Below are 23494 nucleotides of genomic sequence, written 5' to 3'. Positions count from 1 at the left end.
CGGCACTCAGGCGTGGTGCAGCGCCATCTCGTGCAGGATCAGGCGTGGTGCAGCGCCATCTCGTGCAGGAATCGCATCAGCGTGAGCAGCACCTCGCGGCTCGACGCCCTGCGGCGTACGTCGCACTCGACGATGGGGACGTGGGGGTCCAGGTCGAGGGCCTTGCGCAGCTCCTCCGTGGGGTAGCGCGGCCCGTCGGGGAACGTGTTGTTGGCGATCACGAACGGCACTCCGCGCTCCTCGAGCCGCCCGATCACGTCGAAGCTGACTTCGAGGCGGCGGGTGTCGACGAGCACGACGGCGCCGAGAGCGCCCTCGAACAGGCCGTTCCACAGGAACCAGAACCGCTCCTGCCCCGGCGTGCCGAAGAGGTACAGGACGAGTTCCTCGGTGATGCCGATCCGGCCGAAGTCCATGGCCACGGTCGTGGCGGTTTTGGTCTCCGAACCGTAGTTGTCGTCGACGCCGATGCCCGCCTGCGTCATGGTCTCTTCGGTGGTGAGCGGCCGGATCTCGCTGACGGAGCCGACCATGGTGGTCTTGCCGACGCCGAAGCCGCCCACGATGACGATCTTGACGGCGGACGTGACGGTGTCGGGCAGTCGTTCCTCGGCCCGGGGCCCCGGAATGTGCACGCTCATCGCGGTGTCCCCGGCCGTGCTGTCAGAGCTTCTGTAGTCCATGCATCACCGCTTCGAGAAGGGAACGGTCCGCGACCGCGCCTCGGATCACGGGCGCGCGCGCCTGCACCAGCTCGGCCGCGAGAAGTTCGCCGAGCAGCACGGTGACCACGCTGAACGGCAGTTGGAGGTAGGCCGAGATCTCAGCCGTCGACAAGGGCGTCTTGCACAGGCGGATGACGGAGGCCTGCTCGGGCGGCGAGGCCGGCGGCGGATCGCCGCGTGCCACGATCAGGGACACCAGGTCGAGCGGCGCGCGGTCGCTTCCGTCGGTGCCGCCCGTGATGACGTAGAGACGCTCCGGGTCGGGCTTTCCGTCGCCCTGCTGCGCCCGCCGCTCCCGTTTCGGCGGCGGTTCCCTGAACGGGGGTTCGGGAGGACGGTGCGTCATACGGTCTGGCCGTTGCGCCGTGGCGGGCTCGTCAGATGCGCGCCGATCCGGATGACGAGATCGCGCATCTGGTGGCTGACGAGGCCCGCGTCGACGAACTGGTCGGCGAGCACGGCGAGATACGCGCCCTTGCCCGCGGCCATCAGATAGAAGAAGCCGCCGTCGACCTCGATGATGACCATGTTCATCTTGCCGCTGCTCTCCGGGATCTCCGTGGCGACGGCGGAGGCCAGGGACTGAAGTCCCGCACAGGCGGCGGCGATCCGGTCGGCGGCGTCCGGATCACCGCCGTAGCGGGCGATGCGCAGCCCGTCCGAGGAGAGCACGACCACCTGCTTCACATTGGGCACGCACTCGGCGAGCTCCTTGAGCATCCAGTCGAAATTGGCCCTTTGCTGGATCACTGGTGGTCTCCCTCGTCGACCTGCTGGTTGTACGCGTCGTCATGCGGCTTGGCCGAACCCCCCGGGTCCTGCGCGGTCTCCCCCACCGCGTCGGCCGCCTCGGCCTGGCCCCCCTCGGGCTTCAGTCCGTTCATGAACGCCTCGACCCACAGGCCGGGTTCGGGCTGTTCGGCCCCGCCGTGCTGGTCCGGCTGCCCGGGTGGGGCGGCGGCCGGTGCCGGATTCCCGTACGCCGCCGGGGCGGGCTCCGCCGCGGACGGCGGCATCGAGAGGTCCGGGTTGCGGGGCGTCACGATGATCTGGTCCTCGATGACCTTCGTGTCGTACTTCCTGCGCCGCTGCGGCAGGCCGTTGGGCCGCCATTCCGTGACCACGGGAACGTCGTCCTCCATCGCGGCGACGAGCGGGGCGGAAGGGCGCGGGCCCGTGACGGGACGCGGTCCCGTGGTGGGGCGGCGCGTCTTCTTCAGCCGCGGCTCCTCCTTGACCGGTACGCCCTTGTGGTCGACGCGGGGCACGGCGGAGGCGCCGATGCCGTGGGCGAGGCCCGGGGCGTACTGGGTGCTCATCATGGCGCGCGGCACGACGAGCACCGCGCGCACGCCGCCGTACGCGGACTGGCGCAGCGAGATCTGCATGTCGTACATCGCGCAGAGCCGGCCCACGATCGCGAGACCGAGCCGCGGGTTCTCGCCGAGGTCGTTGAGGTCGTAGCCGGCCTTGGCCTTGTCCAGCATCGCCTCGGTCTTGCGGCGCTGGTCCTCGCTGAGGCTGACGCCGCCGTCCTCGATCTCGATGGCGATGCCGGTCTGCACCTCGACCGCGGTGACGTGCACGCGGGTCGTCGGCGGCGAGTAGCGGGTCGCGTTGTCGAGGAGTTCGGCACAGGCGTGGATGACGGGCTCGACCGAGACGCCCCTGATGGCCACGTCGCAGATGGCGTGCAGGTCGATGCGCGGGTACTCGAGGATGCGCGACATGGCGCCGCGCAGCACGCTGTAGAGCTTGACGGGCTTGGGCCACTGCCGCCCGGGGCGGGCGCCGCCGAGGACGGTGACGGAGTCGGCGAGTCGGCCGATCAGCGCCGTGCCGTGGTCGACGCGCAGCAGGTCGTCGAAGACCTCGGGGTTGCGGCCGTGGTCCTCCTCCATCTCGCGGAGTTCCTCTGCCTGCTTGTGCACGATGGCCTGGACGCGACGGGCGACGGAGACGAAGGCGCGCTGCGCCGCGTCCCGCATCGTGATCTCGTTGTCGATCTCCTTGAGGGCCATGCTCATCAACTCGCGCTCGCCCGGCGTGACATCGCGGAAGGCGGGCTCGGAGTCGCAGGTGTTGCGGACGGCGTCGTGCGGCCTGTCACCGCTCGCCATCCGGTACAGGGCGTGCGGGAAGACCTCCTTGGCCACCCGCATCGTGCGGTGCTCCTGAGCGGCTATATGGGCTTCCAATTCGGCTACGTGCCGGGTGTATTGGGCGCGCTGTGCCCTGTTGACGCGGCCGCGGCGGACCGCTTCGGCGGAGACGGCGAGCACGAGGAGCATGCCGAGCGCGCCGCACAGGGCGACGGCCGCCCGAGCGGGCTCCGCGACCAGGGCGGCGGCCGCTCCGGTGGCGGCCGCCATGACCATGGCGGGCAGCAACAGCACGCGCAGATAGGGGACTTCTCGGCCACCGGGAGGCGATTGAACACTCACCATGTATGCCCTCTGAACGGTCGGGTCTGGGAACGTCGGAGATTCGGGATGGTTCGTCACGCTTCAATTGCGCCGTTTCGGGAAGCTTCGGCGCAGAAGGGAACAAGCGGCCGAATCCATCTCAACTCGGTGCGCTGTGAGCGAGCTTAGTCCGACCGGATCATCGCCGGGTCATATTCAGCAAGGCCCTGAAATCGGCCCCATGACAGGAATACACTCGCTCCATTTACACGCTCGGTCGCGATTCGCACACGTGGAGCAATGGCGTCCACGCGCGCGAACGCACAGTTCCCCGCGCCCCTGTGAGGGACGCGGGGAACTGTGTGAAACCCCGTCGGGCCTTGACCGCCGCGCTAGCCGACGGACGAGTAGGCCACGACGCCCCGCCGCACGGCGTCCACGGCCTTTCGCGCGTTGCGCCCCACCGTGGAGCCCTCCGTCGGTGCGGCCGCCGCGATCTGCCCCAGCACGTCGATGACCTGCTTGCACCAGCGCACGAAGTCGCCGGCCGGCATCTCGGCCTCCCGCAGCACCTCGTCGAGGCCCTTGCCGGAGGCCCACTGGTACGCGATCCAGGCGAAGCCGAGGTCGGGCTCGCGCTGACCGACACCCTCCGCCTGGTTGATCCGGAACTCCTCCTCCAGGGCGTCGAGCCGCCCCCAGATCCGCACCATCTCGCCGAGCGCCGCCTTGGCCCTGCCCGCGGGCAGCTTGGGCGCGAGCGCGTCGTCCGCGACCCGCGCCTCGAACACCAACGCCGAGACGCACGCCGCGAGTTCGGCCGGGCTCAGGTCCTCCCAGACGCCGTCCCGCAGGCACTCACTGGCGAGCAGGTCCAGCTCGCCGTAGAGGCGGGCGAGCCGCTTGCCGTGCTCGGTCACCTCGTCGCCGCGCAGATAGTCCATTTCGGTGAGCAGCTTGACGATGCGGTCGAAGGTCCGCGCGATCGTGTTGGTGCGCCCCTCGATCCGCCGCTCCAGCTGCCCGGTGTCCCGCTTGAGGCGGTAGTAGCGCTCGGCCCACCGTGCGTGGTCCTCGCGGTCGGAGCAGCCGTGGCACGGATGCGCCCGCAGCTCGGCCCGCAGCCGCGTGATCTCCCGGTCGTCCGCCGCCTGCGAGCGGCCCTTCTTCTTGTGCCGGTCCGGCACGATGTGGCCGGCCTTGGTGCGCAGCGCGGAGGCGAGGTCGCGCCGGGACTGCGGCGAGCGCGGGTTGAACGACTTCGGGATGCGCATCCGATCCAGCGCCTCCACGGGCACCGGGAAGTCGATCGAGGCGAGCCGCTTGACCTGGCGCTCGGCGGTCAGCACCAGCGGTCTCGGCCCGTCGTGGTGCTCGAAGCCGCGATGCCCGTTGGACCGGCCGGCCGGGATGCCCGGGTCGAGCACGAGCGCGAGGCCCGCGAACTTCCCCGTCGGCACGTGGATGACGTCACCGGGCTTCAGCTTCTCGAGCGCGGCCGCCGCCTGCACGCGCCGCTGCGCGGCGCCCTGCTTGGCCAACTCGGTCTCGCGGTCCTTGAGTTCGCGCCGCAGCCGGGCGTACTCATCGAAGTCCCCGAGGTGGCAGGTCATGGACTCCTTGTAGCCCTCGAGCCCCTCCTCGTTCTTCTGCACCTGCCGCGAGATGCCCACGACCGAGCGGTCCGCCTGGAACTGGGCGAAGGAGGTCTCGAGCAGCTCCCTCGACCGGTGGCGGCCGAACTGCTCCACCAGGTTCACCGCCATGTTGTACGACGGCCGGAAGCTCGACTTGAGCGGGTACGTGCGCGTGCCCGCGAGCCCCGCCAGGTACTCGGGGCTGAAGCCGCGCTGCCACAGCACCACGGCGTGGCCCTCGACATCGATACCCCGCCGCCCGGCACGGCCGGTGAGCTGTGTGTACTCGCCGGGCGTGATGTCCGCGTGCTGCTCGCCGTTCCACTTGACGAGCTTCTCCAACACCACCGACCTGGCAGGCATGTTGATGCCGAGCGCGAGCGTCTCCGTCGCGAACACGGCCCTCACCAGGCCGCGCACGAACAGCTCCTCGACGACCTCCTTGAAGGTCGGCAGCATGCCCGCGTGGTGCGCGGCGATGCCGCGCTCGAGGCCTTCGAGCCACTCGAAGTAGCCCAGGACGTGCAGATCCTCGTCGGGAATGGCCGCCGTGCGCTCCTCGACTATCGAACGGACCTCGGCCCGCGCGTCCTCGTCGTTGAGCCTGAGGCCCGCGTACAGGCACTGCTGGACGGCGGCCTCGCAGGCGGCCCGGCTGAAGATGAACGTGATGGCGGGCAGCAGCCCCTCGTTGTCGAGGCGCTCGATGACCTCGGGGCGGCCCGGCGTCCAGATCCGGGAGCGCTGCCTGCGCTCCCGCTCCCTGTCGGCCTCGCGCATGTGCCGGCCGCGCCTGCGGTCCTGGTACGAGGGGCGGCTGGCCTCCATGCGCGCCATCCGCGTCAGGTCGGGGTTGACCGCCTTCTTGCTGCCCTCGCCCTCCTCGAAGAGGTCGTACATCCGGCGCCCGGCGAGCACGTGCTGGAACAGCGGCACGGGCCGGTGCTCGGAGACGATCACCTCGGTGTCGCCGCGCACGGTGTCGAGCCAGTCGCCGAACTCCTCCGCGTTCGACACCGTCGCCGACAGGGAGACGAGTGTCACGGACTGCTGGAGGTGAATGATCACCTCTTCCCAGACGGCGCCACGGAAGCGGTCGGAGAGGTAGTGCACCTCGTCCATGACCACGTAGCCGAGCCCGAGGAGCGACTGCGAACCCGCGTACAGCATGTTGCGCAGCACTTCGGTGGTCATCACGACCACCGGCGCGTCACTGTTCACACTGTTGTCGCCCGTGAGCAGGCCGACCTTGTCCGCGCCGTAGCGCTTCGAGAGGTCCTGGTACTTCTGGTTCGACAGCGCCTTGATGGGTGTCGTGTAGAAACACTTCTTGCCCTGTTGCAGGGCAAGGTGCACGGCGAACTCGCCGACGATCGTCTTGCCGGAGCCGGTGGGCGCCGCGACCAGGACGCCCTTGCCCGCCTCCAGCGCCTGGCACGCCTCGATCTGGAAGGGGTCGAGGCCGAAGTCGTACATCTCGCGGAAGTCCGCGAGCGCGGTGGCCTGCTCGGCGGCCCGCTGACGGGCTGCCGCATACCGCTCGGCCGGGGAGAGGTCCTCTGTCATCGTGCTTTCCAGCCTACCGACGACCACTGACATCGGACGATCATTATCCGGTAAGGCCTCCGGTGAGGATCCGCACCGCCCCTGGCACGCACCGCGCGACCAGCGGCAACGCGCCGACCGGCTCCCCGTCCGCGTATCCCGTGATGCCCTCTGCGGCCAGCTCGACACGCGCGGCCCGGTACACGCTCACCGCCGGGTGGTCGAGGTGGGTCCCCTTGTAGACCCGCGGGAACACCTTCAGCAGGGTCGTACGGGAGCAGTCCCCGACCACGGTCACGTCGAACAGCCCGTCACTCATGTCGGCCTCCGCGCAGATCCGCATGCCGCCCCCGTACGAGGTCCCGTTGCCGACGGCGATCAGGGTCGCCGCGACCTCGCGTACGGAGCCGTCGTCGAGGGTCAGCTTGAACGGCACGGCCTTGAAGGTGGCCAGTTCCAGCGCGATCGCCAGGTCGTACTTGAAGCGGCCGAGCGGGAGCCGCATCCGGTTGCCGCGGTCGTTGACGCGGGAGTCGAAGCCGGAGGCGAGCACGGTGCCGAACCAGTGGTCACCGATCCGGCCGAGGTCGATCTCGTGGGTCCCCGAGCCCTTCAGCGCGTCGGCGACGAGTCTCCCGGCCGTGGCCGGGTCACGTATCGGAAGCCCGAGGGCGCGGGCGAAGTCGTTGCCTGTGCCGACGGCGACGATCCCGAGCGGTGTGTCGGTCCCTGCGACGGCCTGCAGCGCGAGGTTCACGAGGCCGTCCCCGCCGACGGCCACCAGCGCCCCGGTCCCCTCCGCCACCGCTTCACGCGCGCGTGCAAGGGCGTCGTCGGCGTCCTCGCCGACGACGGTGCGCACCTGGAAACCGGCTGCCCGCAAAGCGGAAGCGGCCGGCTGCGCAGCACGTGCGCCCCGGCCGCGTCCCGCGGTGGGATTGACGAAGAGGGTGATCTCACTGCTCACGGGCGGACACTAACAAGTGCCCCGGCCCGAACTGGAGTTACCTCAGGTCACATCGTCGTAACCGTTGACCCGCTCCGGTCGCGACGCCCCGTCGGACGTCGCCTGCTCCGGGAGCGCCCGGCTCGCCGGGACGGACTCGATCTCGCCGATGTCCTCCGGCGTCAGGTCGAGCTCGGAGGCCTCGTCGTCATCGGGCCCCGCGGCCTCGCTCAGCCGCCTGCGCCGGTCGTTGAGGAGCGAGAAGCACACCGCTGCGAAGTAGAGGATCCAGATGGGACCGGCGAGCGCCAGCATCGTCAGCGGGTCCGTGCTCGGCGTCGCGACGGCGGCGAACACCGTGATGCCCATGATCATCGCGCGCCACCAGCCGAGCATCCGCCTGCCGGTGATCGCCCCGATCAGGTTGAGGAAGATGAGCAGCAGCGGCAGCTCGAAGGCGAGGCCGAAGACGAGCACCATGCGCAGCACGAGGTCGAGCAGGTCGTCGAGCGGCAGCAGGTTCTGGGCGTTGCCCGGAGTGAACTCGATGAGGACCTTCGCCGTCGTCGGCAGCACCGAGTAGGCGAAGTAGGCGCCGGCGATGAAGAGCGGGGCACCCGTGCCCACGAACGCGTACGCGTACTTCTTCTCGTGCCGGTGCAGTCCGGGTGCCACGAAGCCCCAGAGCTGGAACAGCCAGACCGGGGAGGCAGCCACGACACCGGCCATCAGCGACACCTTCAGCGCCAGCGTGAAGGGGGTGAGCAGACCATTGAGGGTGATCTGGGCGCAGGGCTTGTCCGACGTGGACCTGGCCAGCTCTGAGAACGACTGCTCACAGCCGACCGAGTCGAGGATCGGCCGGGTGATCAGGTTGATGATGTCGTTGTAGAAGAACGCGGCGACGACGGTGATCGCGACGACGGCCAGGAGCGCCTTCGCGAGCCGGTTGCGGAGCTCACGCAGGTGCTCCGCGAGCGGCATCCGCCCCTCGGGATCCTTCTCCTCTTTGCGGGCAGGCTTGAGCAACCCACGTCCTCATCTCGTGCGGCAGGCCGCCATGGCAGGGGCGGCCTTCGATCAGCTCTTGGTCGTCTGGTTCGTCTGCTCGTTCACAGGACGCGAGCCGTCCACGTCACCGGGGGCCGCCTTGATGGTGCGCTGCGCCGGAGGCGTCGCGGCGTCCTGCGGCGGGTCCGAGGGAGCAGCCGACTTGTCGCCGCCCTCGCTCTTCATGGCCTTGGCCTCGCTCTTGAGGATGCGGGCCGACTTGCCCAGCGAACGCGCCATGTCGGGAAGCTTCTTCGCGCCGAACAGCAGAATGACCACTACGAGGATCAGGATGATCTCGGGTGCACCGAGCCTTCCGAACATATCCGTTTACCTTCTCACTGAGGCGGCAGGGGCGGGGCTGCCGGTACCGATCGGACCTCGGACTGTTGTCCGACCACCGTGCTGGCAGCGATCGTATCCCGTGGGGGTAAACACGAGGCAATGCCCGTGCGTCCTCCCAATTGCGGACCGCGCCTCACTACCGGACCGCCAAAGGGAGCGTACCCGCCGACCCCGACAACGGGACAGGCCGCGGCGATAAAGCGCTTTCCACGCTTCCGCCGAGGACGCCGACGGGGCGTCAGACCACGTCGCCGCCGGCCTTCGCGACACCTACGGCGGCCCGCTCGAGATCCTCCGCCGCGCTGTTGATCCGCTGCGTGGTGTCGGCCACTTGACGGCTGAGGCGCTGCGCCTCGACGAAGACCCGCACCGCGAGGACCGCCAGCACGGCGAGCCCCACGAAACCCACAGCAACCGCCAGCATCGCCCAGAACATGCGCCGAGCCTAGACGGTCTGGTGGAGGCGCAGCGTGCGCACCCCGCCACCGGTGAGGAGTTCGATGATGCGCTCACCGGCGGGCTTGCGCACCGAGGTCTCGCACTCGGGGCAGGTGAACGAGTAGAACGTGGTGCGACTGCTGGCCCCGATCGCCAACCGGATCGCCGAGGCGGCCAGTTCGAAGCGTGCGCGACAGTCGGGGCAGCCGGCCCTGAAGACGACGGGCGCCACGGTGGTCGCCGTGGCGGGCATTTCGGCAATGCCAGTGAAACCGGCCACACCAGTCATGTCACACACCTCACACCATTTGTCCGTTGTGCACCGTACGTCGTGATACGTCGCCGGGAACCCGGGGGCGCGTCCAACTCCCTCACGCCGCCCCGTCGTACGCCACGAGCGCCTCGCGCGCCGCGGCCTGCGCACTGGTCGCCAGCTCGGCGGGCGACACGATGTGCCCGTCCCGGCCGAGCCGCAGCGCGAGCCTGCGCAGCGAGGACGGGTCCGGCGTGCGCAGCGTGATCCGCAGCCCGCCGTCCGGCAACTCCTCGGCGCTGTCGTGCGGGTAGTACTCGGCGACCCAGCGCCCGCCGGGCCCGACCTCGATGACCACCTCGGGGTCCTCGGCCGCGGGCTGCACAAGCCCCTCGGACAGGTCCCGCAGTTCGACCTGCGGCGGCGCCGACGGCTCGTCCAGCACCTTGATCTCGGCGACCCGGTCGAGCCGGAACGTCCGCCGCGCCTCCGACCGACGACACCACGCCTCTACGTAGGTGTGGCCCACGCTCACGAGCCGGATCGGGTCGATCTCCCGCTCGGTGACCTCGTCACGCGCGGGCGAGTAGTAGCGGATCCACAGCCGACGCCGCTCCGAGATCGCCCGGTCGACATCCGCGAAGACGCCGCCCTCCGACTCGAAGGTGACGCTCAGGCGCGCACTCGCACCGGCCACCTCACCGGCCGCGGTCTCCAGCTTCGCGGTCGCCCGCAGCAGTGCGAGACGGTCGCTCTCACGCAGCCCGGGCAGCGTGGCCACCGCGCGAGCGGCCACCAACAGCGCGGTCGCCTCGTCGGCAGCGATCCGCAGCGGCTCGGCGACATCGTCCGGGTTGTGCCACCAGATGCGGTCGCCGTCGGTGTCGATGTCAAGCAGATCGCCGCCCCGGAAGCTCGTGCCGCACAGCGGCAGCACGTCCAGGTCGGAGATCAGCTCGTCCTCGGTGATGCCGAAGGCCCGCGCGACATCCTCCACGCGCGCGCCGGGGCGCTCACGCAGATACGTCACCAGGGACAACATCCGCCGGGTCTGGTCAATGGCGTTGGAAGCCATGCTTGTACGTACTCCCCCTCAGCCCTTGGCCACGGCGCGCAGCCGGTCCACGACATCGGCCCGCAGCTCGGCGGGCTCCAGCACCACCACGTCCGGGCCGAACTCCACCAGCCAGGCGTCGAGCCCGTGCCCGTACGGGATCTCCACCTCGTCCCAGCCGTCGCCGAGCTCACGCACGGAGGCGGCCTTGGAGCGCAGCGGGAAGCCGGCACCCGCGCGGAGCTTGATCAGCGCGGAGCGGTCGGCGGTCTCCCCCGCCCAGCTCGCGACGGTCTCCCGCACGGTCACCACATCCGGCACCGGCACCTTGAACTGTCCCGCCCGCGAGCGCACCTTGCCGGTGATCCGCGACAGCCGGAAGACGCGCTCGGCCTGCCGGTCGCGGTCCCAGCCCGCGAGGTACCAATGGCCGCGCCAGCACTCCAGGGCCCACGGCTCGACGTGCCGCTGCCCGGGCCGGGCGGCCGTGGCCTTGCGGTAGTCGAAGACGACGGGGCGCCGGTCGCGGCAGGCCAGCATCAGCGGCTCGAAGGACGCCTCGTGCACCGGGATCCTGGGTTCGAGCGCGCCATGGCTCTCGTACGGGTCCATCTCTTCGGGCATCCCGGCCGCGCGCAGCTTCTGCAGGGCGCCGCTCGCGGCACCGGCGAGGCGGGCCTGCTGCCAGACCTTCGCGGCGAGGCCGAGGGCGGCGGCCTCCTCGGCGTCGAGCGTGACGGGCGGCAGGCGGTTGCTGTCGCGGCCGGCCAGATAGCCGACCTCGCCGTCCAGGTTCTCCACGGTCTCGATGACCAGGCCGAGTTCGCGCAGATCGTCCTTGTCGCGCTCGAACATCCGGTTGAAGGAATCGTCGCTGCCCGCTTCGAGGTAGGCCTCGATGGAGCCACGCAGCTCACGCTTGCTGAGCGGACGCCGCGTCCCGAGCAGACACAGCGCCAGATTCATCAGCCGCTCGGCCTTGGCAATCGCCATCGACGCCCTTTCCTGAAGGTGACTCCCGACGGACGACCGTACCGCTCGGGCGTGTCCTGGCAAAAGCCGAAGGCCCATGCCAGGAGGCATGGGCCTTCGGTTGACCGCTTGCGGTCGGAGTGTGACTGACTCAGACGCCCATCAGGTCACACACGAAGATCAGCGTCTCGCCGGGGGCGATGCGGCCGCCACCGGCGCCACGGTCGCCGTACGCGAGGTGCGCCGGGATGGTCAGCCGACGACGACCGCCGACCTTCATGCCCTGCACGCCCTTGTCCCAGCCCGCGATGACCTGACCGGCACCGAGCTGGAACTCCAGCGGGTTGCCCCGGTTCCAGGAGGCGTCGAACTCCTCGCCGGTGGAGAAGGACACGCCCACGTAGTGGACCTTCACGAAGTCGCCGGCCTTGGCCTCGGCGCCGTCGCCCTCCCAGAGTTCCTCGATCTGGAGGTCCGCCGGTGCGTCACCGATCGGGAAGTCGACCTCGGGCTTGTCGATGTTCACGTGAAGTGCTCCTGCTTGTCGACTGCTCTGCAACCGGGACAGTCTGCCATCTTCTGTGGCTCGGTGCGCTCAGTGCGCGGGCTTGGTGCGCGGGCTCAGTGCGCGGCGAGGATGTCGACCGTGAAGACCAGCGTCGAGTTGGCCGGCAGCGTCTTGCCCTGCGCCTTCTTGCCGTACGCCTGGTCCGGCGGGATCACCAGGAGCACCCGGTCACCGACGTGCTTGCCGACAAGCCCGTTGTCCCAGCCCTTGATGACCTGACCGCCGCCGATCGGCGTCGTGAACGGCTGGCCGCTCTTCCAGGACGAGTCGAACAGCGCGGCCTTCTTCTTGCCCTCGTTGATCTTCCAGGCGGCACCGCTGTACTGCATGGTGACCGTCTGGCCCTTCTTGACCTCGGCACCCTTGCCCTGGATCAGGACCTTGTCCACCAGGTCCTTCGGCGGGTCGCTCTTCGGGATCGAGATCGTCGCCGGCTCTTCCTTGTCGGCCTGGATCTGCGGCAGGTTCGACGGGATCGAGGCCTGCTTGCCCTCGACCTTCTTCGGGATGACCTTGCCGACGTCCAGGGCGAAGACGAGCGTGTCCGTGCCCTTGATGCCCACCTGCTGGTTGCCCTGGCTGCCGAAGCCCGCGGCCGGCGGCGCCACGACGAGGACCCGGCTGCCCTCCTTCTGCCCGAGCACGGCCTGCGAGAACGCCGGGAGCTGACCCTCGGCGCCGGCGGTCACCATCTGGTCGCCACCGCCCTGCGAGCCGTACGTGGAACCGAGGTCCTTGCCGCCCTTCCAGACCTTGCCGGTGAAGTTCATCGACACCAGGTCGTTCTTCTTCACCGTCGGGCCGTCGCCCTCGGACACGTTGTGCACGACGAACTTGTCGCTCGGGTCACCCTTCGGCAGCGAGATCTTCGCCTGCTTGCCGTACGCGCCCGAGACCTTCGGCATCGGGTTCGCGCTGTCGACCGCCTTCGGTACCGCGGCTGCCTTCGGCGAGGAGGACGACGAGTCCGCCTTGTCCGCCGAATCCTTCTTGCTGTCGTCACTGCCGCAGGCCGTCGCGGTCAGCGCCAGTGCCGGCACGATCAGTAGTGCTGCAAGTCGGCGTCGCACAGTGGTCCTCAAGTCGCTCGAATATGGTCCGGCCACTCTAGGCCTTCGCCCCGACATTCCAAGGGACGGCCAGGGGCCTCGTACGAATGATTCGTACGAGGCCCCTGGCCGGATTGCTCAGCGTGTGCGCATACCTACCGGCGATCACATACCGGCGATCAACTTCTCCACTCGATCGTCCACACTGCGGAACGGGTCCTTGCACAGCACCGTGCGCTGCGCCTGATCGTTCAACTTCAGGTGCACCCAGTCGACCGTGAAGTCACGGCGCTGCTCCTGGGCACGGCGAATGAAGTCACCGCGCAACCGCGCGCGCGTGGTCTGCGGCGGCACCGACTTGCCCTCGAAGATCTTCAGATCGTTGCAGATCCGCTTGGCCTGGCCCTTCTTCTCCAGGAGGTAGTAGAGACCGCGCTGCCGGTGGATGTCGTGATACGCGAGGTCTATCTGCGCGACCCTCGGGTGCGACATCGTCATGTTGTGCTTCGCGCGATAGCGCTCGATGAGCTGGTACTTCATGACCCAGTCGATCTCGGTGCCCACCCGGTCCAGGTCCTCGGACTCGATGGCGTCGAGCGTGCGACCCCACAGCTCCAGAACCTGCTCCACGGTGCCGCTGCGGATGCCCCTGCGCTCGCAGAAGTCCACGGCCTTCTCGTAGTACTCGCGCTGCACCTCGAGGGCCGAGGCCTCACGGCCACTGGCGAGCCGCACCTTGCGGCGACCCGTGATGTCGTGACTCACCTCGCGGATCGCCCGGATCGGGTTCTCCAGGGTGAGGTCGCGCATCACCGTGCCCGCCTCGATCATGCGCAGCACGAGGTCGGTGGCTCCGACCTTCAGCAGCATCGTCGTCTCCGACATGTTCGAGTCGCCGACGATGACGTGCAGACGGCGATAGCGCTCGGCGTCCGCGTGCGGTTCGTCCCTGGTGTTGATGATCGGCCGGGAACGCGTCGTCGCGGAGCTGACGCCCTCCCAGATGTGCTCGGCACGCTGGCTCACGCAGTACACGGCACCGCGCGGAGTCTGCAGCACCTTGCCCGCGCCGCACAGCAACTGCCTTGTGACCAGGAAGGGGATGAGAATGTCCGCGAGCCGCGAGAACTCCCCGTGCCGCGCCACCAAGTAGTTCTCATGGCAGCCGTAGGAGTTACCCGCCGAGTCGGTGTTGTTCTTGAACAGGTATACGTCGCCTGCGATTCCCTCCTCGTGCAGGCGGCGTTCGGCGTCGACGAGCAGGCCTTCCAGAATGCGCTCGCCCGCCTTGTCGTGCGTGACCAACTCGGTCACGTTGTCGCATTCGGGAGTTGCGTATTCCGGATGCGACCCGACATCGAGGTAAAGGCGGGCGCCGTTCCGCAGAAAGACATTGCTGCTGCGGCCCCATGACACGACACGGCGGAAGAGGTACCGCGCCACCTCGTCAGGAGACAGGCGCCGCTGTCCCCTGAACGTACACGTGACGCCGTACTCGTTCTCCAGCCCGAAAATGCGGCGGTCCATGACTGAACATTACGCCCGATCCCCCGAGCTGAAACGGGGTTCGACGGCACGGTTTGGATCATTTTCCGACGAGCGCGCGACACGCCCGGACGTGCGCGGCTCCACCAGGACCCGAGCCGTTGAAAGCAGTACGACCAGTGCAAGCGTGCCAGTGACGGCCGGAACGGCGAAGCCCCACCGCGTACCGGCCCACTCGACGACCGGGCCCGCCACGGCAGTTCCCACGCTGGAGCCGACCATGAACGTCGTCACGAGCCACGAGAAAGCCTCCGTGACCGTGCCGGGCGGTGCGTGCCGGTCCACGACGATGAACGCGCACGCGATGCACGGCGCCAGGAACACCCCCGCCACCACCATCAGGGCCACCATCGCGACCGGCCCCGGCATCAGGACCAACGGCACGTAGAACAACGCCAGCAGCGCCACCAGCCACCGAAGTCGCCGCTCCGGAGCACCACTCCACTGACGGGCCCCGTAGACACTGCCGCCCACCAGCGCACCCATCCCGATCGCCGCCATCAACCAGCCGTACACGGCATCGCCGCCCCGGACCTCCGCGTACGACATCGCCGCCACGGTGATCGAACCGAGCGCGGTCCCGATGAACAGGAAGGCGACGAGCAGCACCAGCAGCCCCGGCGAACGCAACGCGCCCAGCCAGTGCGCCTCGCGCGGAGCCGAACGCCACGCGCGCGAGGGCTTCGACAGCACCACGGAGAGCGCACCGAGCACACCGATCACGTTGAGCACCACGAGCGCGGCCTGCGCCGACCACAGCGACACGCACAACGTCACCAGCAACGGCCCGACGGTGAACATGACTTCCTGCGCGATCGCGTCCATCGCGTACGCCGTGTGCACCTGCTCCTCGCGCGCCAGCACGCTGGGCCACAGCGCCCGCAGGCCGCCCTCCAGCGGCGGCGTGAACAGTCCGGCCAAGGCCATCGCCGCGTACGCCAACGGCAGCGAGTCCATCCCGACGAACGCGAAGAGCGTCATGGCGAGTCCCGACAGGACCGCCGCCGGCAGCTGCACCTTCGGCTGGCCCCGCAGGTCGACGAGGCGCCCGAGGAGCGGCTGCCCGATCGCGTTCGCCACCCCGTACACCGCCGCGAGCGCGCCCGCCAGGCTGTACGTGCCGCCCTCGGCCCGGATGAACAGCACGACGGCGATCGGGGCCGTCGCGTTCGGCAGCCTGCCCACCAGGGTCCCCGTGAGCAGCCGCATCGCGTGCCGCGCCCTGAGGATCTCCGCATACCCCGCGGCCATCGCCCCGCCCCCGCCCTGAAGTTTTACGTATAACGTCCCGGCGTTATACGTACCACGTGCCCGGCGGACAGAGCCACCCGCTAACGTCGGGCACCCTGGACGACACCTACGGAGGCACCAGTGACCAGCGGCCAGGACGGCACCACGACCGCCCGCCCCACCAGCAGAGACGTCGCCCGCGCGGCCGGCGTCTCCCAGGCCGCCGTCTCGCTCGTCATGGGCGGCAAATGGCGCGGCCGAGTCTCCGAGACCACCGCCGAACGCGTGCGCACCACAGCGGAGCACCTCGGCTACCGGCCCAACCTCGCGGCCCGCAACCTCCGCACCGGCCGCACCCGCACCGCCCTCCTCGTCGTCCCCGCACTCACCAACGAGTTCTTCGCCGGGGTCTACACAGGAGCGGCCCGCGTCGCCGTACAGCACGACTTCGGCGTCGTCCTCTACCCCTCACCCGACGGCATCGGCCCCGCCCGCGACCCCTTCCCCTCCGCCCGCGCCGCGCTCGACGGCATCCTCGCCTCCTCCATGGCCGCCGACGCCCTCACCGCCCTGCGCGGCGACGACACCCCGCCCATCCCCCTCGTCATGCTCGACAGCGACCCCACGGGCAGCCCCGGCGCCACCACCGTCAACCTCGACCTCGCCGACGGCATCCGGCAGATCACCGACCACCTCATCGCCCACGGCCACCGCAACTTCTTGCACCTCGCCTCCGCCGTCCAGTCCTGGACCTTCGACGTCCGCGCCCGCGAACTCGCCGCCCGCACCGCGCAGTTGCCGGACACCACCGTGCGCACCATCCGCTCCGCCCTCACCGTCGAGGACGCCGTCACCGCCACCGAAACGGCGCTGCGCACCTCCGGCCTCGTCGAACCCACCGCCATCGTCTGCGACGACGACAAACTGGCCGCCGGCGCCTACAAAGCCGCCCGCCGCCTGGGCCTGCGCGTCCCCGACGACCTGTCCATCACCGGCTTCGACGACCTCACCCTCGCCACCGCGATCGAACCCGAACTCACCACCGTGCGCCTGCCCGCCGAGGAGGTCGGCGCACACGGCATGCGCGCACTCCTCGCCGTCCTCGACGACCGTGAAGCCGAGACCACCCCGCTCCCGGTCGAACTGATCGTGCGCGGCTCCACGGGACCGGCCGCGCCCCGCCCCTGACACACGTGTGCCCCGGCCGGTTCGACAACCGGCCGGGGCACACGACGCGCTACGGGCTGCTACTTGCCCTCTGAAGGACCCTCGTCGTCGGACACCGCATCCGACTCGGCCTCCGTCGTCGCGGCAGCCCCCTCGGCCGTGAGCAGCCGCTCCAGCTGCCGCCCCACGATCCGCTTGAACTTCCGCTGCTGCGGCCGCGTACGGTCCAGGACCGCCACCTCAAGGCGCTCCGCGGGAATCTCCCGCTCGCCCCCATTGGTGTCCCGGGACAGCGCCGTCACCGCCAGCTTCAACGCCTCCGACAGCGTCATGCCGTCACGGTGCTGCTGATCCAGATAATTGCTGATCTGCTCCGCACTGCCACCGACCGCCACCGAGCCGTGCTCGTCGACGATCGACCCGTCGTGCGGAAGCCGGTAGATCTGGTCGCCCTCGGCCGACTGACCGACCTCGGCGACCACCAACTCCACCTCGTACGGCTTCTCCCCCGCGCTGGAGAAGATCGTGCCCAGCGTCTGCGCATACACATTCGCCAGACCACGAGCCGTCACATCATCACGGTCGTACGTGTAACCGCGCAGATCCGCGTAGCGCACGCCACCGATCCGAAGGTTCTCGTACTCGTTGTACTTACCGGCGGCCGCGAAGCCGATCCGGTCATAGATCTCGCTGAACTTGTGCAGAGCACGGGACGGGTTCTCGCCGACGAACACGATGCCATCGGCGTACTGCAGCACGACAAGGCTGCGACCGCGAGCGATGCCCTTGCGCGCGTACTCCGCGCGGTCGGCCATCGCCTGCTGGGGTGAGACATAGAACGGCGTCGACACCGGCTATCCGTCCCTTTCTGTCAGTGGCTCGATGAGTAGGCAACCAAGAGGGAGTCGGCCGGCTAGAGCAGAGCGGCCCGCGGACCGTCCGGCAGCTCCATACGCCGCTCCAGGATCGACCGGGCGATACCCGAGGACTCGTCGTCCGACAGCCGACGGAAGCCCTCGTCCGAGATCACCGTGACGATCGGGAAGATCCGCCGCGCCATGTCGGGACCACCCGTCGCCGAGTCGTCGTCCGCCGCGTCGTACAGAGCCTGCACGACCAGCGTCGTCGCCTCCTCCTCCGACAGGTCGTCGCGGTAGAGCTTCTTCATCGCCCCACGCGCGAACACCGAACCGGAACCGGTCGCCGCGAAACCGTGCTCCTCGCTGCGGCCACCCGTGACGTCGTACGAGAAGATCCGGCCCTTCTCGCGATCCACGTCGTACCCGGCGAACAGCGGCACGACGGCCAGACCCTGCATGGCCATCCCCAGATTCGACCGGATCATGGTCGACAACCGGTTCGCCTTGCCCTCCAACGACAGCTGCGCACCCTCGACCTTCTCGAAGTGCTCCAGCTCCAACTGGAAGAGCTTCACCATCTCGACGGCCAGACCGGCGGTGCCGGCGATGCCGACGGCCGAGTACTCGTCCGCCGGGAAGACCTTCTCGATGTCGCGCTGCGCGATCACGTTCCCCATCGTGGCCCGGCGGTCACCGGCGAGTACGACGCCGCCGGGGAACGTGGTGGCCACGATGGTCGTGCCGTGCGGGGCCTCGATGACGCCCTGCGTCGGCGGCAACTGCCGGTTGCCCGGCAGGATTTCGGGCTGGTGCTCCGACAGGAAGTCCATGAACGACGACGATCCAGGCGTCAGGAAGGCAGCCGGTAGACGCCCGGTGCTACGAGGGTTGGCTTCCACGCGTTTCCTTCCAAGTAGGCGATGGCCCGACGTGTGGTGTCGGGATCGTCTCCCAACTTGCCGAGGGCCGAATTGCAGTTGAAGCACAGTACGACTCGGACCCTACCCGTCTCGTGGCAGTGATCCACATGTACGGCGAGGACGTTCCGCAAAGGCCGCGCACGGTGTGGGCGCACCGCACCGCACGCGACGCTTCGCCTACTCGCCGCCCTTTTGCACAAAGGACCTCACGAAGTCCTCTGCGTTCTCCTCGAGAACGTCGTCGATCTCGTCCAGAACCGAGTCGACGTCGTCGCTCAGCTTCTCCTGGCGCTCCTTGAGGTCCTCGGTCGACTGTTCGTCGACCTCCTGCTCCTCGACCTCCTCGGTGGAGCGCGTCGCCTTCTGCTGCCCGCCGCCGGTGTCCTTGGTTGCCATGTCCAGCTCACCCCGCTCGGTTCGACATCCACGCCGTGGACGACGTGGTTCGCTCAGGTCGTTCGTGATCAGAACCCTACGCGTCGGCTCTGACATCGGCCCCGCACTTTCCTCAACGTGCGGGACCCACCTCTGTGATTCCCCTGCCACCGACTTTTCAGCCCCGGATCGGTGATTGATCATCGGCGGATCGGGCGCCGGTCACTGCCCGGACAGCACCCGGACCAGATCCTCGGCCGTGCGGCACCTGTCAAGCAGCTCCTTCACGTGGTTCCGCGTTCCGCGAAGGGGTTCCAGGGTGGGGACACGCTGGAGCGAGTCCCGGCCCGGGAGGTCGAAGATGACCGAGTCCCAGGAGGCCGCCGCGACGTCGTCCGCGTACTGCTCGAGGCAGCGTCCGCGGAAGTACGCCCGGGTGTCCTCAGGCGGCTTCGTACGGGCGTTCTCGACCGCCGACTCGTCCAGGAGGCGCTTCATCTTGCCGCGCGCCGCCAGACGGTTGTAGAGCCCCTTCTCGGCGCGTACGTCGGCGTACTGGAGGTCCAGCAGGTGCAGCTTGGCGGCGTCCCATTCGAGGTTGTCGCGGCGCCGGTAGCCCTGCATGAGCTCGAGCTTCGTGACCCAGTCGAGCTCGCCGGACAGGCTCATGGGGTCGGACTCCAGGCGCCCCAGTACGTCCTCCCAGCGGGCCAGGACGTCCTTGGTCTGGTCGTCCGCGTCGGCGCCGAAGCGCTCCTCCACGTACTTCCTGGCGAGTTCGAAGTACTCCATCTGGAGCTGGACCGCGGTGAGTGTGCGGCCACTACGGAGCGTGATCAAATGCTGGAGGGACGAGTCGTGGGAGACCTGGTGGAGGGTGCGGACCGGCTGGTCCACGGCCAGGTCGACCGCGATGAAACCGTCTTCGATCATGGACAGAACGAGTGACGTCGTGCCGAGCTTGAGATAGGTGGAGATCTCCGAGAGGTTGGCGTCGCCGATGATCACGTGCAGGCGGCGGTACTTCTCGGCGTCCGAATGCGGCTCGTCGCGCGTGTTGATGATGGGGCGCTTGAGGGTGGTCTCGAGGCCCACCTCGACCTCGAAGTAGTCCGCGCGCTGGCTGAGCTGGAAGCCGTGCTCGTGGCCGTCCTGGCCGAGGCCGACGCGGCCGGCCCCTGTCACGACCTGGCGTGAGACGAAGAACGGGGTCAGGTGGCGCACGATGTCCGAGAAGGGGGTCTCCCGCTTCATCAGGTAGTTCTCGTGCGTCCCGTAGGAGGCGCCCTTGTTGTCGGTGTTGTTCTTGTAGAGGTGGATGGGCTGGGCGCCGGGGAGCTGGGCCGCCCGGTCGGCGGCTTCGGCCATGATGCGCTCGCCGGCCTTGTCCCAGAGCACGGCGTCCCAGGGGTTGGTGACCTCGGGTGAGCTGTATTCGGGGTGTGCGTGGTCCACGTAGAGGCGCGCGCCGTTGGTGAGGATGACGTTGGCCAGACCGATGTCCTCGTCGGTGAGCTGGCTGGAGTCGGCGGCCTCACGGGCGAGGTCGAAGCCTCGGGCGTCGCGCAGCGGGTTCTCTTCCTCGAAGTCCCAGCGGGCCCTGCGGGCCCGGTGCATCGCCGCCGCGTAGGCATTGACGATCTGGGACGAGGTGAGCATGGCATTGGCGTTGGGGTGGCCGGGGACTGAGATCCCGTATTCCGTCTCGATGCCCATTACTCGCCGTACGGTCATGCGGCCCTCCTTGCCCGGCAGCGCCCTCGGTCGGGGGCGCCGCTCAAGTACCGCTGGTTCTCCGGTGCGTGTGCGGTGCCCGTCCCCGCACTGCGCGACCCGGCGGCATGGAAGAGCCTAGAACGCCTTTGCGCTGGTGGGGAGATCATTTGCGTCATTGGATTCGCTCCGGCTTCGAGCGGGTGGTCGCGTGGTCGGTTCCTGTCGTGTGCCGCGGAGTGCTGCCGCAAAACAGGTCGGCTGCGGGTACCCGGTTGGGGCACCCGCAGCCACCCTGTCTTTTACAGGTACTGACCGGTGTTCGCCACCGTGTCGATGGAGCGTCCGGTGTCCGCGCCCTGCTTTCCGGTGACGAGGGTGCGGATGTAGACGATCCGCTCACCCTTCTTACCGGAGATTCGGGCCCAGTCGTCCGGGTTGGTGGTGTTGGGCAGGTCCTCGTTCTCCTTGAACTCGTCGATGCAAGCCTGCAGGAGGTGGGAGACCCTGAGTCCCTTCTGGTTCTGCTCGAGGAAGGCCTTGATGGCCATCTTCTTGGCGCGGCCGACGATGTTTTCGATCATTGCGCCGGAGTTGAAGTCCTTGAAGTAGAGGACTTCCTTGTCGCCATTTGCGTACGTCACCTCGAGGAAGCGGTTTTCCTCGGTTTCGGCGTACATGTGCTCCACGGCCGTCTGGATCATGGCGTGGACGGTGGCTGCCCGGTCGCTGCTGTGCTCGTCGAGGTCGTCGAGGTGCAGCGGGAGGCGTTGGGTGAGGTACTTGCCGAAGATGTCCTTGGCCGCTTCGGCGTCCGGGCGCTCGATCTTGATCTTCACGTCGAGTCGTCCGGGCCGCAGGATGGCCGGGTCGATCATGTCCTCGCGGTTGGAGGCGCCGATCACGACCACGTTCTGCAGGCCTTCGACGCCGTCGATCTCGGCGAGCAGCTGCGGGACGATGGTGTTCTCCACGTCCGAGCTGACGCCGGAGCCACGGGTGCGGAACAGGGACTCCATCTCGTCGAAGAAGACGATGACGGGCGTGCCCTCGCTGGCCTTCTCACGAGCACGCTGGAAGACGAGGCGGATCTGCCGCTCGGTCTCACCGACGTACTTGTTGAGAAGTTCGGGACCCTTGATGTTGAGGAAGTAGCTCTTGCCCTGGGCCACTCCGGTCACTTCCGCGACCTTCTTGGCGAGGGAGTTTGCCACTGCCTTGGCGATCAGGGTCTTACCGCATCCGGGGGGCCCGTACAGCAGGACGCCCTTGGGCGGCCGCAGTTCGTGCTCCCTGTAGAGGTCCGGGTAGAGGTAGGGGAGCTCGACCGCGTCGCGGATCAGTTCGATCTGGTTGCCCAGGCCGCCGATCTGCTCGTAGCCGATGTCCGGGACCTCTTCGAGGACGAGTTCCTCTACTTCGCTCTTCGGTACGACTTCGTAGACATAGCCGGATCGGGGTTCGAGCAGCAGGGCGTCGCCGGGGCGGATGGTGACGTCCAGCAACGGCTCGGCGAGCCGTACCACCCGTTCCTCGTCGGTGTGCCCGACCACGAGGGCTCGATCGCCGTCCTCGAGGATTTCCTTGAGGGTGACGATGTCGCCGACGCTCTCGAACTCCATGGCCTCGACCACGTTGAGCGCTTCGTTGAGCATGAGTTCCTGGCCGCGCCGAAGCTCTTCGAGTTCGACGCTTGGACTCACATTCACACGGAGTTTGCGGCCGCCGGTGAAGATGTCGGCGGTGCCGTCCTCGTTTGCCGAGAGGAAAACCCCGAAGCCTGCCGGTGGTTGTGCCAGCCGGTCGACTTCTTCCTTGAGGGCCACGATTTGGTCGCGGGCCTCTCGGAGTGTGCCTGCGAGCCGCTCGTTCTGGGCGGACACGCCGGCCAGGTTGGTCTGCAGTTCGACGATCCGCTCTTCGAGAATCCTCGTGTGCCGCGGAGAGTCGGCGAGCTTGCGCCGCAGGACGGCGATTTCCTGCTCGAGATAGGCAACCTGCCCGGCAGGGTCTTCGGACCCTCGTCCCGGGCGGATGCCGCGGTTGATGTCGTCGTCGTGGGCTGCCACGGTCCTCACCTCCTCCAAGGGGAGCTGGACGCTTCCAGACCCTACCTGGGCGGGTGTCGATTGAAACCCCTAGATCAAAAAGACGATGGGGTGTGTCCGATCTTCACCCTTGCGCTCTCCCTCACGCCAGGGGAATACCCACCCAACAACATCGGAAAGCGGCCGGTTGTAGGGTCGAAGCGTTCAACACCCGTCAGGCTTGGCCCGACTTGCTCCTCTGAAGGAGCTTTTCGGCGGCCGCGACGCAGGAAACGGCAGGAGACATGACCGTGCGGCAAGAGGCCGGATCCGAGACCGACAGCGGCGTTCCGCTGGAGGTGTGGATCGACCAGGATCTGTGCACCGGGGACGGGATCTGCGCGCAGTACGCTCCGGAGGTCTTCGAGCTGGACATCGACGGTCTCGCGTATGTGAAGAGCACGGACGACGAGCTGTTGCAGGACGTGGGTGCGTCAACGCCCGTGCCGCTTCCGCTTTTCACGGATGTGGTGGCGTCGGCGAAGGAGTGTCCGGGCGACTGCATCCATGTGCGCCGGGTTTCGGACAGGGTCGAGATCTACGGCCCTGACGCTGAGTAAAATTCGGTAGCTCTGCGTAAACATGTGGGCCCCGTCCGCCGGTGATCCGG

24 protein-coding genes are annotated in these 23494 nt (G+C 68.4%); 2 read left to right on the top strand and 22 right to left on the bottom strand.

Annotation, left to right across the window (positions count from 1 at the left end; genetic code table 11):
- Positions 1-38: 38 nt before the first annotated feature.
- The 16 genes from OG746_RS33530 to OG746_RS33455 all read right to left on the bottom strand — a co-directional run bounded on the left by OG746_RS33530 (position 39) and on the right by OG746_RS33455 (position 15783).
- Positions 39-683, bottom strand: a complete 645-nt coding sequence (locus OG746_RS33530) for a GTP-binding protein (protein ID WP_266721525.1) — start codon at positions 681-683, stop codon at positions 39-41.
- Positions 664-1071: a DUF742 domain-containing protein gene (locus OG746_RS33525; RefSeq protein WP_266721523.1), complete on the bottom strand. Its 408-nt coding sequence runs from the start codon at positions 1069-1071 to the stop codon at positions 664-666. Before OG746_RS33525 ends, OG746_RS33530 begins: the two co-directional genes overlap by 20 nt.
- On the bottom strand, positions 1068-1475 hold the full coding sequence (locus OG746_RS33520; RefSeq protein ID WP_266721521.1) for a roadblock/LC7 domain-containing protein: 408 nt from the start codon (positions 1473-1475) through the stop codon (positions 1068-1070). Before OG746_RS33520 ends, OG746_RS33525 begins: the two co-directional genes overlap by 4 nt.
- The gene (locus tag OG746_RS33515; RefSeq protein WP_266721519.1) at positions 1472-3172 is read right to left on the bottom strand and encodes an ATP-binding protein; all 1701 of its coding nucleotides are present in this window, start codon (positions 3170-3172) and stop codon (positions 1472-1474) included. Before OG746_RS33515 ends, OG746_RS33520 begins: the two co-directional genes overlap by 4 nt.
- Before the next feature lie 350 nt (positions 3173-3522).
- Positions 3523-6333 carry a DEAD/DEAH box helicase gene (locus OG746_RS33510; RefSeq protein ID WP_524540509.1) on the bottom strand — a complete coding sequence of 937 codons (2811 nt, stop codon included), beginning with the start codon at positions 6331-6333 and terminating at the stop codon, positions 3523-3525.
- 43 nt (positions 6334-6376) lie between these two features.
- Positions 6377-7279 (bottom strand): diacylglycerol kinase, encoded by a 903-nt coding sequence (locus tag OG746_RS33505; RefSeq protein WP_266721516.1) that lies wholly within the window; start codon positions 7277-7279, stop codon positions 6377-6379.
- Between the two features lie 42 nt (positions 7280-7321).
- Entirely contained in the window at positions 7322-8287 is a 966-nt protein-coding gene (gene tatC / locus OG746_RS33500) for a twin-arginine translocase subunit TatC (protein ID WP_266721514.1), read from the bottom strand.
- A gap of 51 nt (positions 8288-8338) precedes the next feature.
- Complete coding sequence (gene tatA, locus OG746_RS33495; protein WP_266721512.1) at positions 8339-8632, bottom strand: Sec-independent protein translocase subunit TatA; 294 nt, start codon at positions 8630-8632, stop codon at positions 8339-8341.
- 259 nt (positions 8633-8891) lie between these two features.
- Positions 8892-9089 carry a G protein-coupled receptor family protein gene (locus OG746_RS33490; protein ID WP_266721511.1) on the bottom strand — a complete coding sequence of 66 codons (198 nt, stop codon included), beginning with the start codon at positions 9087-9089 and terminating at the stop codon, positions 8892-8894.
- 9 nt (positions 9090-9098) lie between these two features.
- Entirely contained in the window at positions 9099-9344 is a 246-nt protein-coding gene (locus OG746_RS33485; protein WP_266721510.1) for a hypothetical protein, read from the bottom strand.
- 118 nt (positions 9345-9462) lie between these two features.
- The gene (locus OG746_RS33480; protein WP_266721509.1) at positions 9463-10419 is read right to left on the bottom strand and encodes a helix-turn-helix transcriptional regulator; all 957 of its coding nucleotides are present in this window, start codon (positions 10417-10419) and stop codon (positions 9463-9465) included.
- Positions 10420-10437: 18 nt separating this feature from the next.
- On the bottom strand, positions 10438-11391 hold the full coding sequence (locus OG746_RS33475) for a helix-turn-helix transcriptional regulator (protein ID WP_266721508.1): 954 nt from the start codon (positions 11389-11391) through the stop codon (positions 10438-10440).
- Between the two features lie 130 nt (positions 11392-11521).
- A complete protein-coding gene (locus OG746_RS33470) occupies positions 11522-11896 on the bottom strand; it encodes an FKBP-type peptidyl-prolyl cis-trans isomerase (RefSeq protein WP_266721507.1) in 375 nt (124 codons plus the stop codon).
- Between the two features lie 95 nt (positions 11897-11991).
- Entirely contained in the window at positions 11992-13008 is a 1017-nt protein-coding gene (locus tag OG746_RS33465) for an FKBP-type peptidyl-prolyl cis-trans isomerase (RefSeq protein WP_266721506.1), read from the bottom strand.
- 144 nt (positions 13009-13152) lie between these two features.
- The gene (gene pafA, locus OG746_RS33460) at positions 13153-14514 is read right to left on the bottom strand and encodes a Pup--protein ligase (RefSeq protein ID WP_266721505.1); all 1362 of its coding nucleotides are present in this window, start codon (positions 14512-14514) and stop codon (positions 13153-13155) included.
- 9 nt (positions 14515-14523) lie between these two features.
- A complete protein-coding gene (locus tag OG746_RS33455; protein WP_266721504.1) occupies positions 14524-15783 on the bottom strand; it encodes an MFS transporter in 1260 nt (419 codons plus the stop codon).
- A gap of 120 nt (positions 15784-15903) precedes the next feature.
- On the opposite strand from OG746_RS33455, the gene OG746_RS33450 reads away from it, so the two are divergent.
- Positions 15904-16950: a LacI family DNA-binding transcriptional regulator gene (locus OG746_RS33450; RefSeq protein WP_266721503.1), complete on the top strand. Its 1047-nt coding sequence runs from the start codon at positions 15904-15906 to the stop codon at positions 16948-16950.
- A 59-nt stretch (positions 16951-17009) separates the two neighbouring features.
- On the opposite strand, the gene prcA is transcribed toward OG746_RS33450, so the two are convergent.
- From prcA to arc, 6 genes are all read right to left on the bottom strand, one after another.
- Complete coding sequence (gene prcA / locus OG746_RS33445; protein WP_266721501.1) at positions 17010-17780, bottom strand: proteasome subunit alpha; 771 nt, start codon at positions 17778-17780, stop codon at positions 17010-17012.
- A 62-nt stretch (positions 17781-17842) separates the two neighbouring features.
- Positions 17843-18688, bottom strand: a complete 846-nt coding sequence (prcB, locus tag OG746_RS33440) for a proteasome subunit beta (RefSeq protein ID WP_266721500.1) — start codon at positions 18686-18688, stop codon at positions 17843-17845.
- Positions 18640-18864 (bottom strand): endonuclease domain-containing protein, encoded by a 225-nt coding sequence (locus OG746_RS33435; protein WP_443063059.1) that lies wholly within the window; start codon positions 18862-18864, stop codon positions 18640-18642. The genes prcB and OG746_RS33435 overlap by 49 nt, the downstream gene beginning before the upstream one ends.
- A gap of 22 nt (positions 18865-18886) precedes the next feature.
- Positions 18887-19105, bottom strand: a complete 219-nt coding sequence (locus tag OG746_RS33430) for a ubiquitin-like protein Pup (protein ID WP_266721499.1) — start codon at positions 19103-19105, stop codon at positions 18887-18889.
- 201 nt (positions 19106-19306) lie between these two features.
- Positions 19307-20818 carry a depupylase/deamidase Dop gene (gene dop, locus OG746_RS33425; protein WP_266721497.1) on the bottom strand — a complete coding sequence of 504 codons (1512 nt, stop codon included), beginning with the start codon at positions 20816-20818 and terminating at the stop codon, positions 19307-19309.
- A 281-nt stretch (positions 20819-21099) separates the two neighbouring features.
- Positions 21100-22866, bottom strand: coding sequence for a proteasome ATPase (arc, locus tag OG746_RS33420; protein WP_266721495.1), 1767 nt, complete (start codon positions 22864-22866; stop codon positions 21100-21102).
- 263 nt (positions 22867-23129) lie between these two features.
- Here arc and OG746_RS33415 point away from each other — a divergent pair, with 263 nt between their 5' ends.
- The gene (locus OG746_RS33415) at positions 23130-23444 is read left to right on the top strand and encodes a ferredoxin (RefSeq protein WP_266721493.1); all 315 of its coding nucleotides are present in this window, start codon (positions 23130-23132) and stop codon (positions 23442-23444) included.
- Positions 23445-23494: the final 50 nt, after the last annotated feature.

This window comes from Streptomyces sp. NBC_01016 (assembly GCF_026341035.1).
In the GTDB taxonomy this organism is placed as follows: Bacteria; Actinomycetota; Actinomycetes; order Streptomycetales; family Streptomycetaceae; genus Streptomyces.
This window is presented reverse-complemented; position numbering and strand designations above follow the sequence as displayed.

What these genes read in the sequence shown, in the direction of transcription:
- OG746_RS33530 (WP_266721525.1), bottom strand. Translation starts at nt 683, where the DNA reads ATGGACTACAGAAGCTCTGACAGCACGGCCGGGGACACCGCGATGAGC.
- OG746_RS33525 (WP_266721523.1), bottom strand. Translation starts at nt 1,071, where the DNA reads ATGACGCACCGTCCTCCCGAACCCCCGTTCAGGGAACCGCCGCCGAAA.
- OG746_RS33515 (WP_266721519.1), bottom strand. Translation starts at nt 3,172, where the DNA reads ATGGTGAGTGTTCAATCGCCTCCCGGTGGCCGAGAAGTCCCCTATCTG.
- OG746_RS33510 (WP_524540509.1), bottom strand. Translation starts at nt 6,333, where the DNA reads ATGACAGAGGACCTCTCCCCGGCCGAGCGGTATGCGGCAGCCCGTCAG.
- tatA (WP_266721512.1), bottom strand. Translation starts at nt 8,632, where the DNA reads ATGTTCGGAAGGCTCGGTGCACCCGAGATCATCCTGATCCTCGTAGTG.
- OG746_RS33490 (WP_266721511.1), bottom strand. Translation starts at nt 9,089, where the DNA reads ATGTTCTGGGCGATGCTGGCGGTTGCTGTGGGTTTCGTGGGGCTCGCC.
- OG746_RS33485 (WP_266721510.1), bottom strand. Translation starts at nt 9,344, where the DNA reads ATGCCCGCCACGGCGACCACCGTGGCGCCCGTCGTCTTCAGGGCCGGC.
- OG746_RS33480 (WP_266721509.1), bottom strand. Translation starts at nt 10,419, where the DNA reads ATGGCTTCCAACGCCATTGACCAGACCCGGCGGATGTTGTCCCTGGTG.
- OG746_RS33475 (WP_266721508.1), bottom strand. Translation starts at nt 11,391, where the DNA reads ATGGCGATTGCCAAGGCCGAGCGGCTGATGAATCTGGCGCTGTGTCTG.
- pafA (WP_266721505.1), bottom strand. Translation starts at nt 14,514, where the DNA reads ATGGACCGCCGCATTTTCGGGCTGGAGAACGAGTACGGCGTCACGTGT.
- OG746_RS33455 (WP_266721504.1), bottom strand. Translation starts at nt 15,783, where the DNA reads ATGGCCGCGGGGTATGCGGAGATCCTCAGGGCGCGGCACGCGATGCGG.
- OG746_RS33430 (WP_266721499.1), bottom strand. Translation starts at nt 19,105, where the DNA reads ATGGCAACCAAGGACACCGGCGGCGGGCAGCAGAAGGCGACGCGCTCC.
- dop (WP_266721497.1), bottom strand. Translation starts at nt 20,818, where the DNA reads ATGACCGTACGGCGAGTAATGGGCATCGAGACGGAATACGGGATCTCA.
- OG746_RS33415 (WP_266721493.1), top strand. Translation starts at nt 23,130, where the DNA reads ATGACCGTGCGGCAAGAGGCCGGATCCGAGACCGACAGCGGCGTTCCG.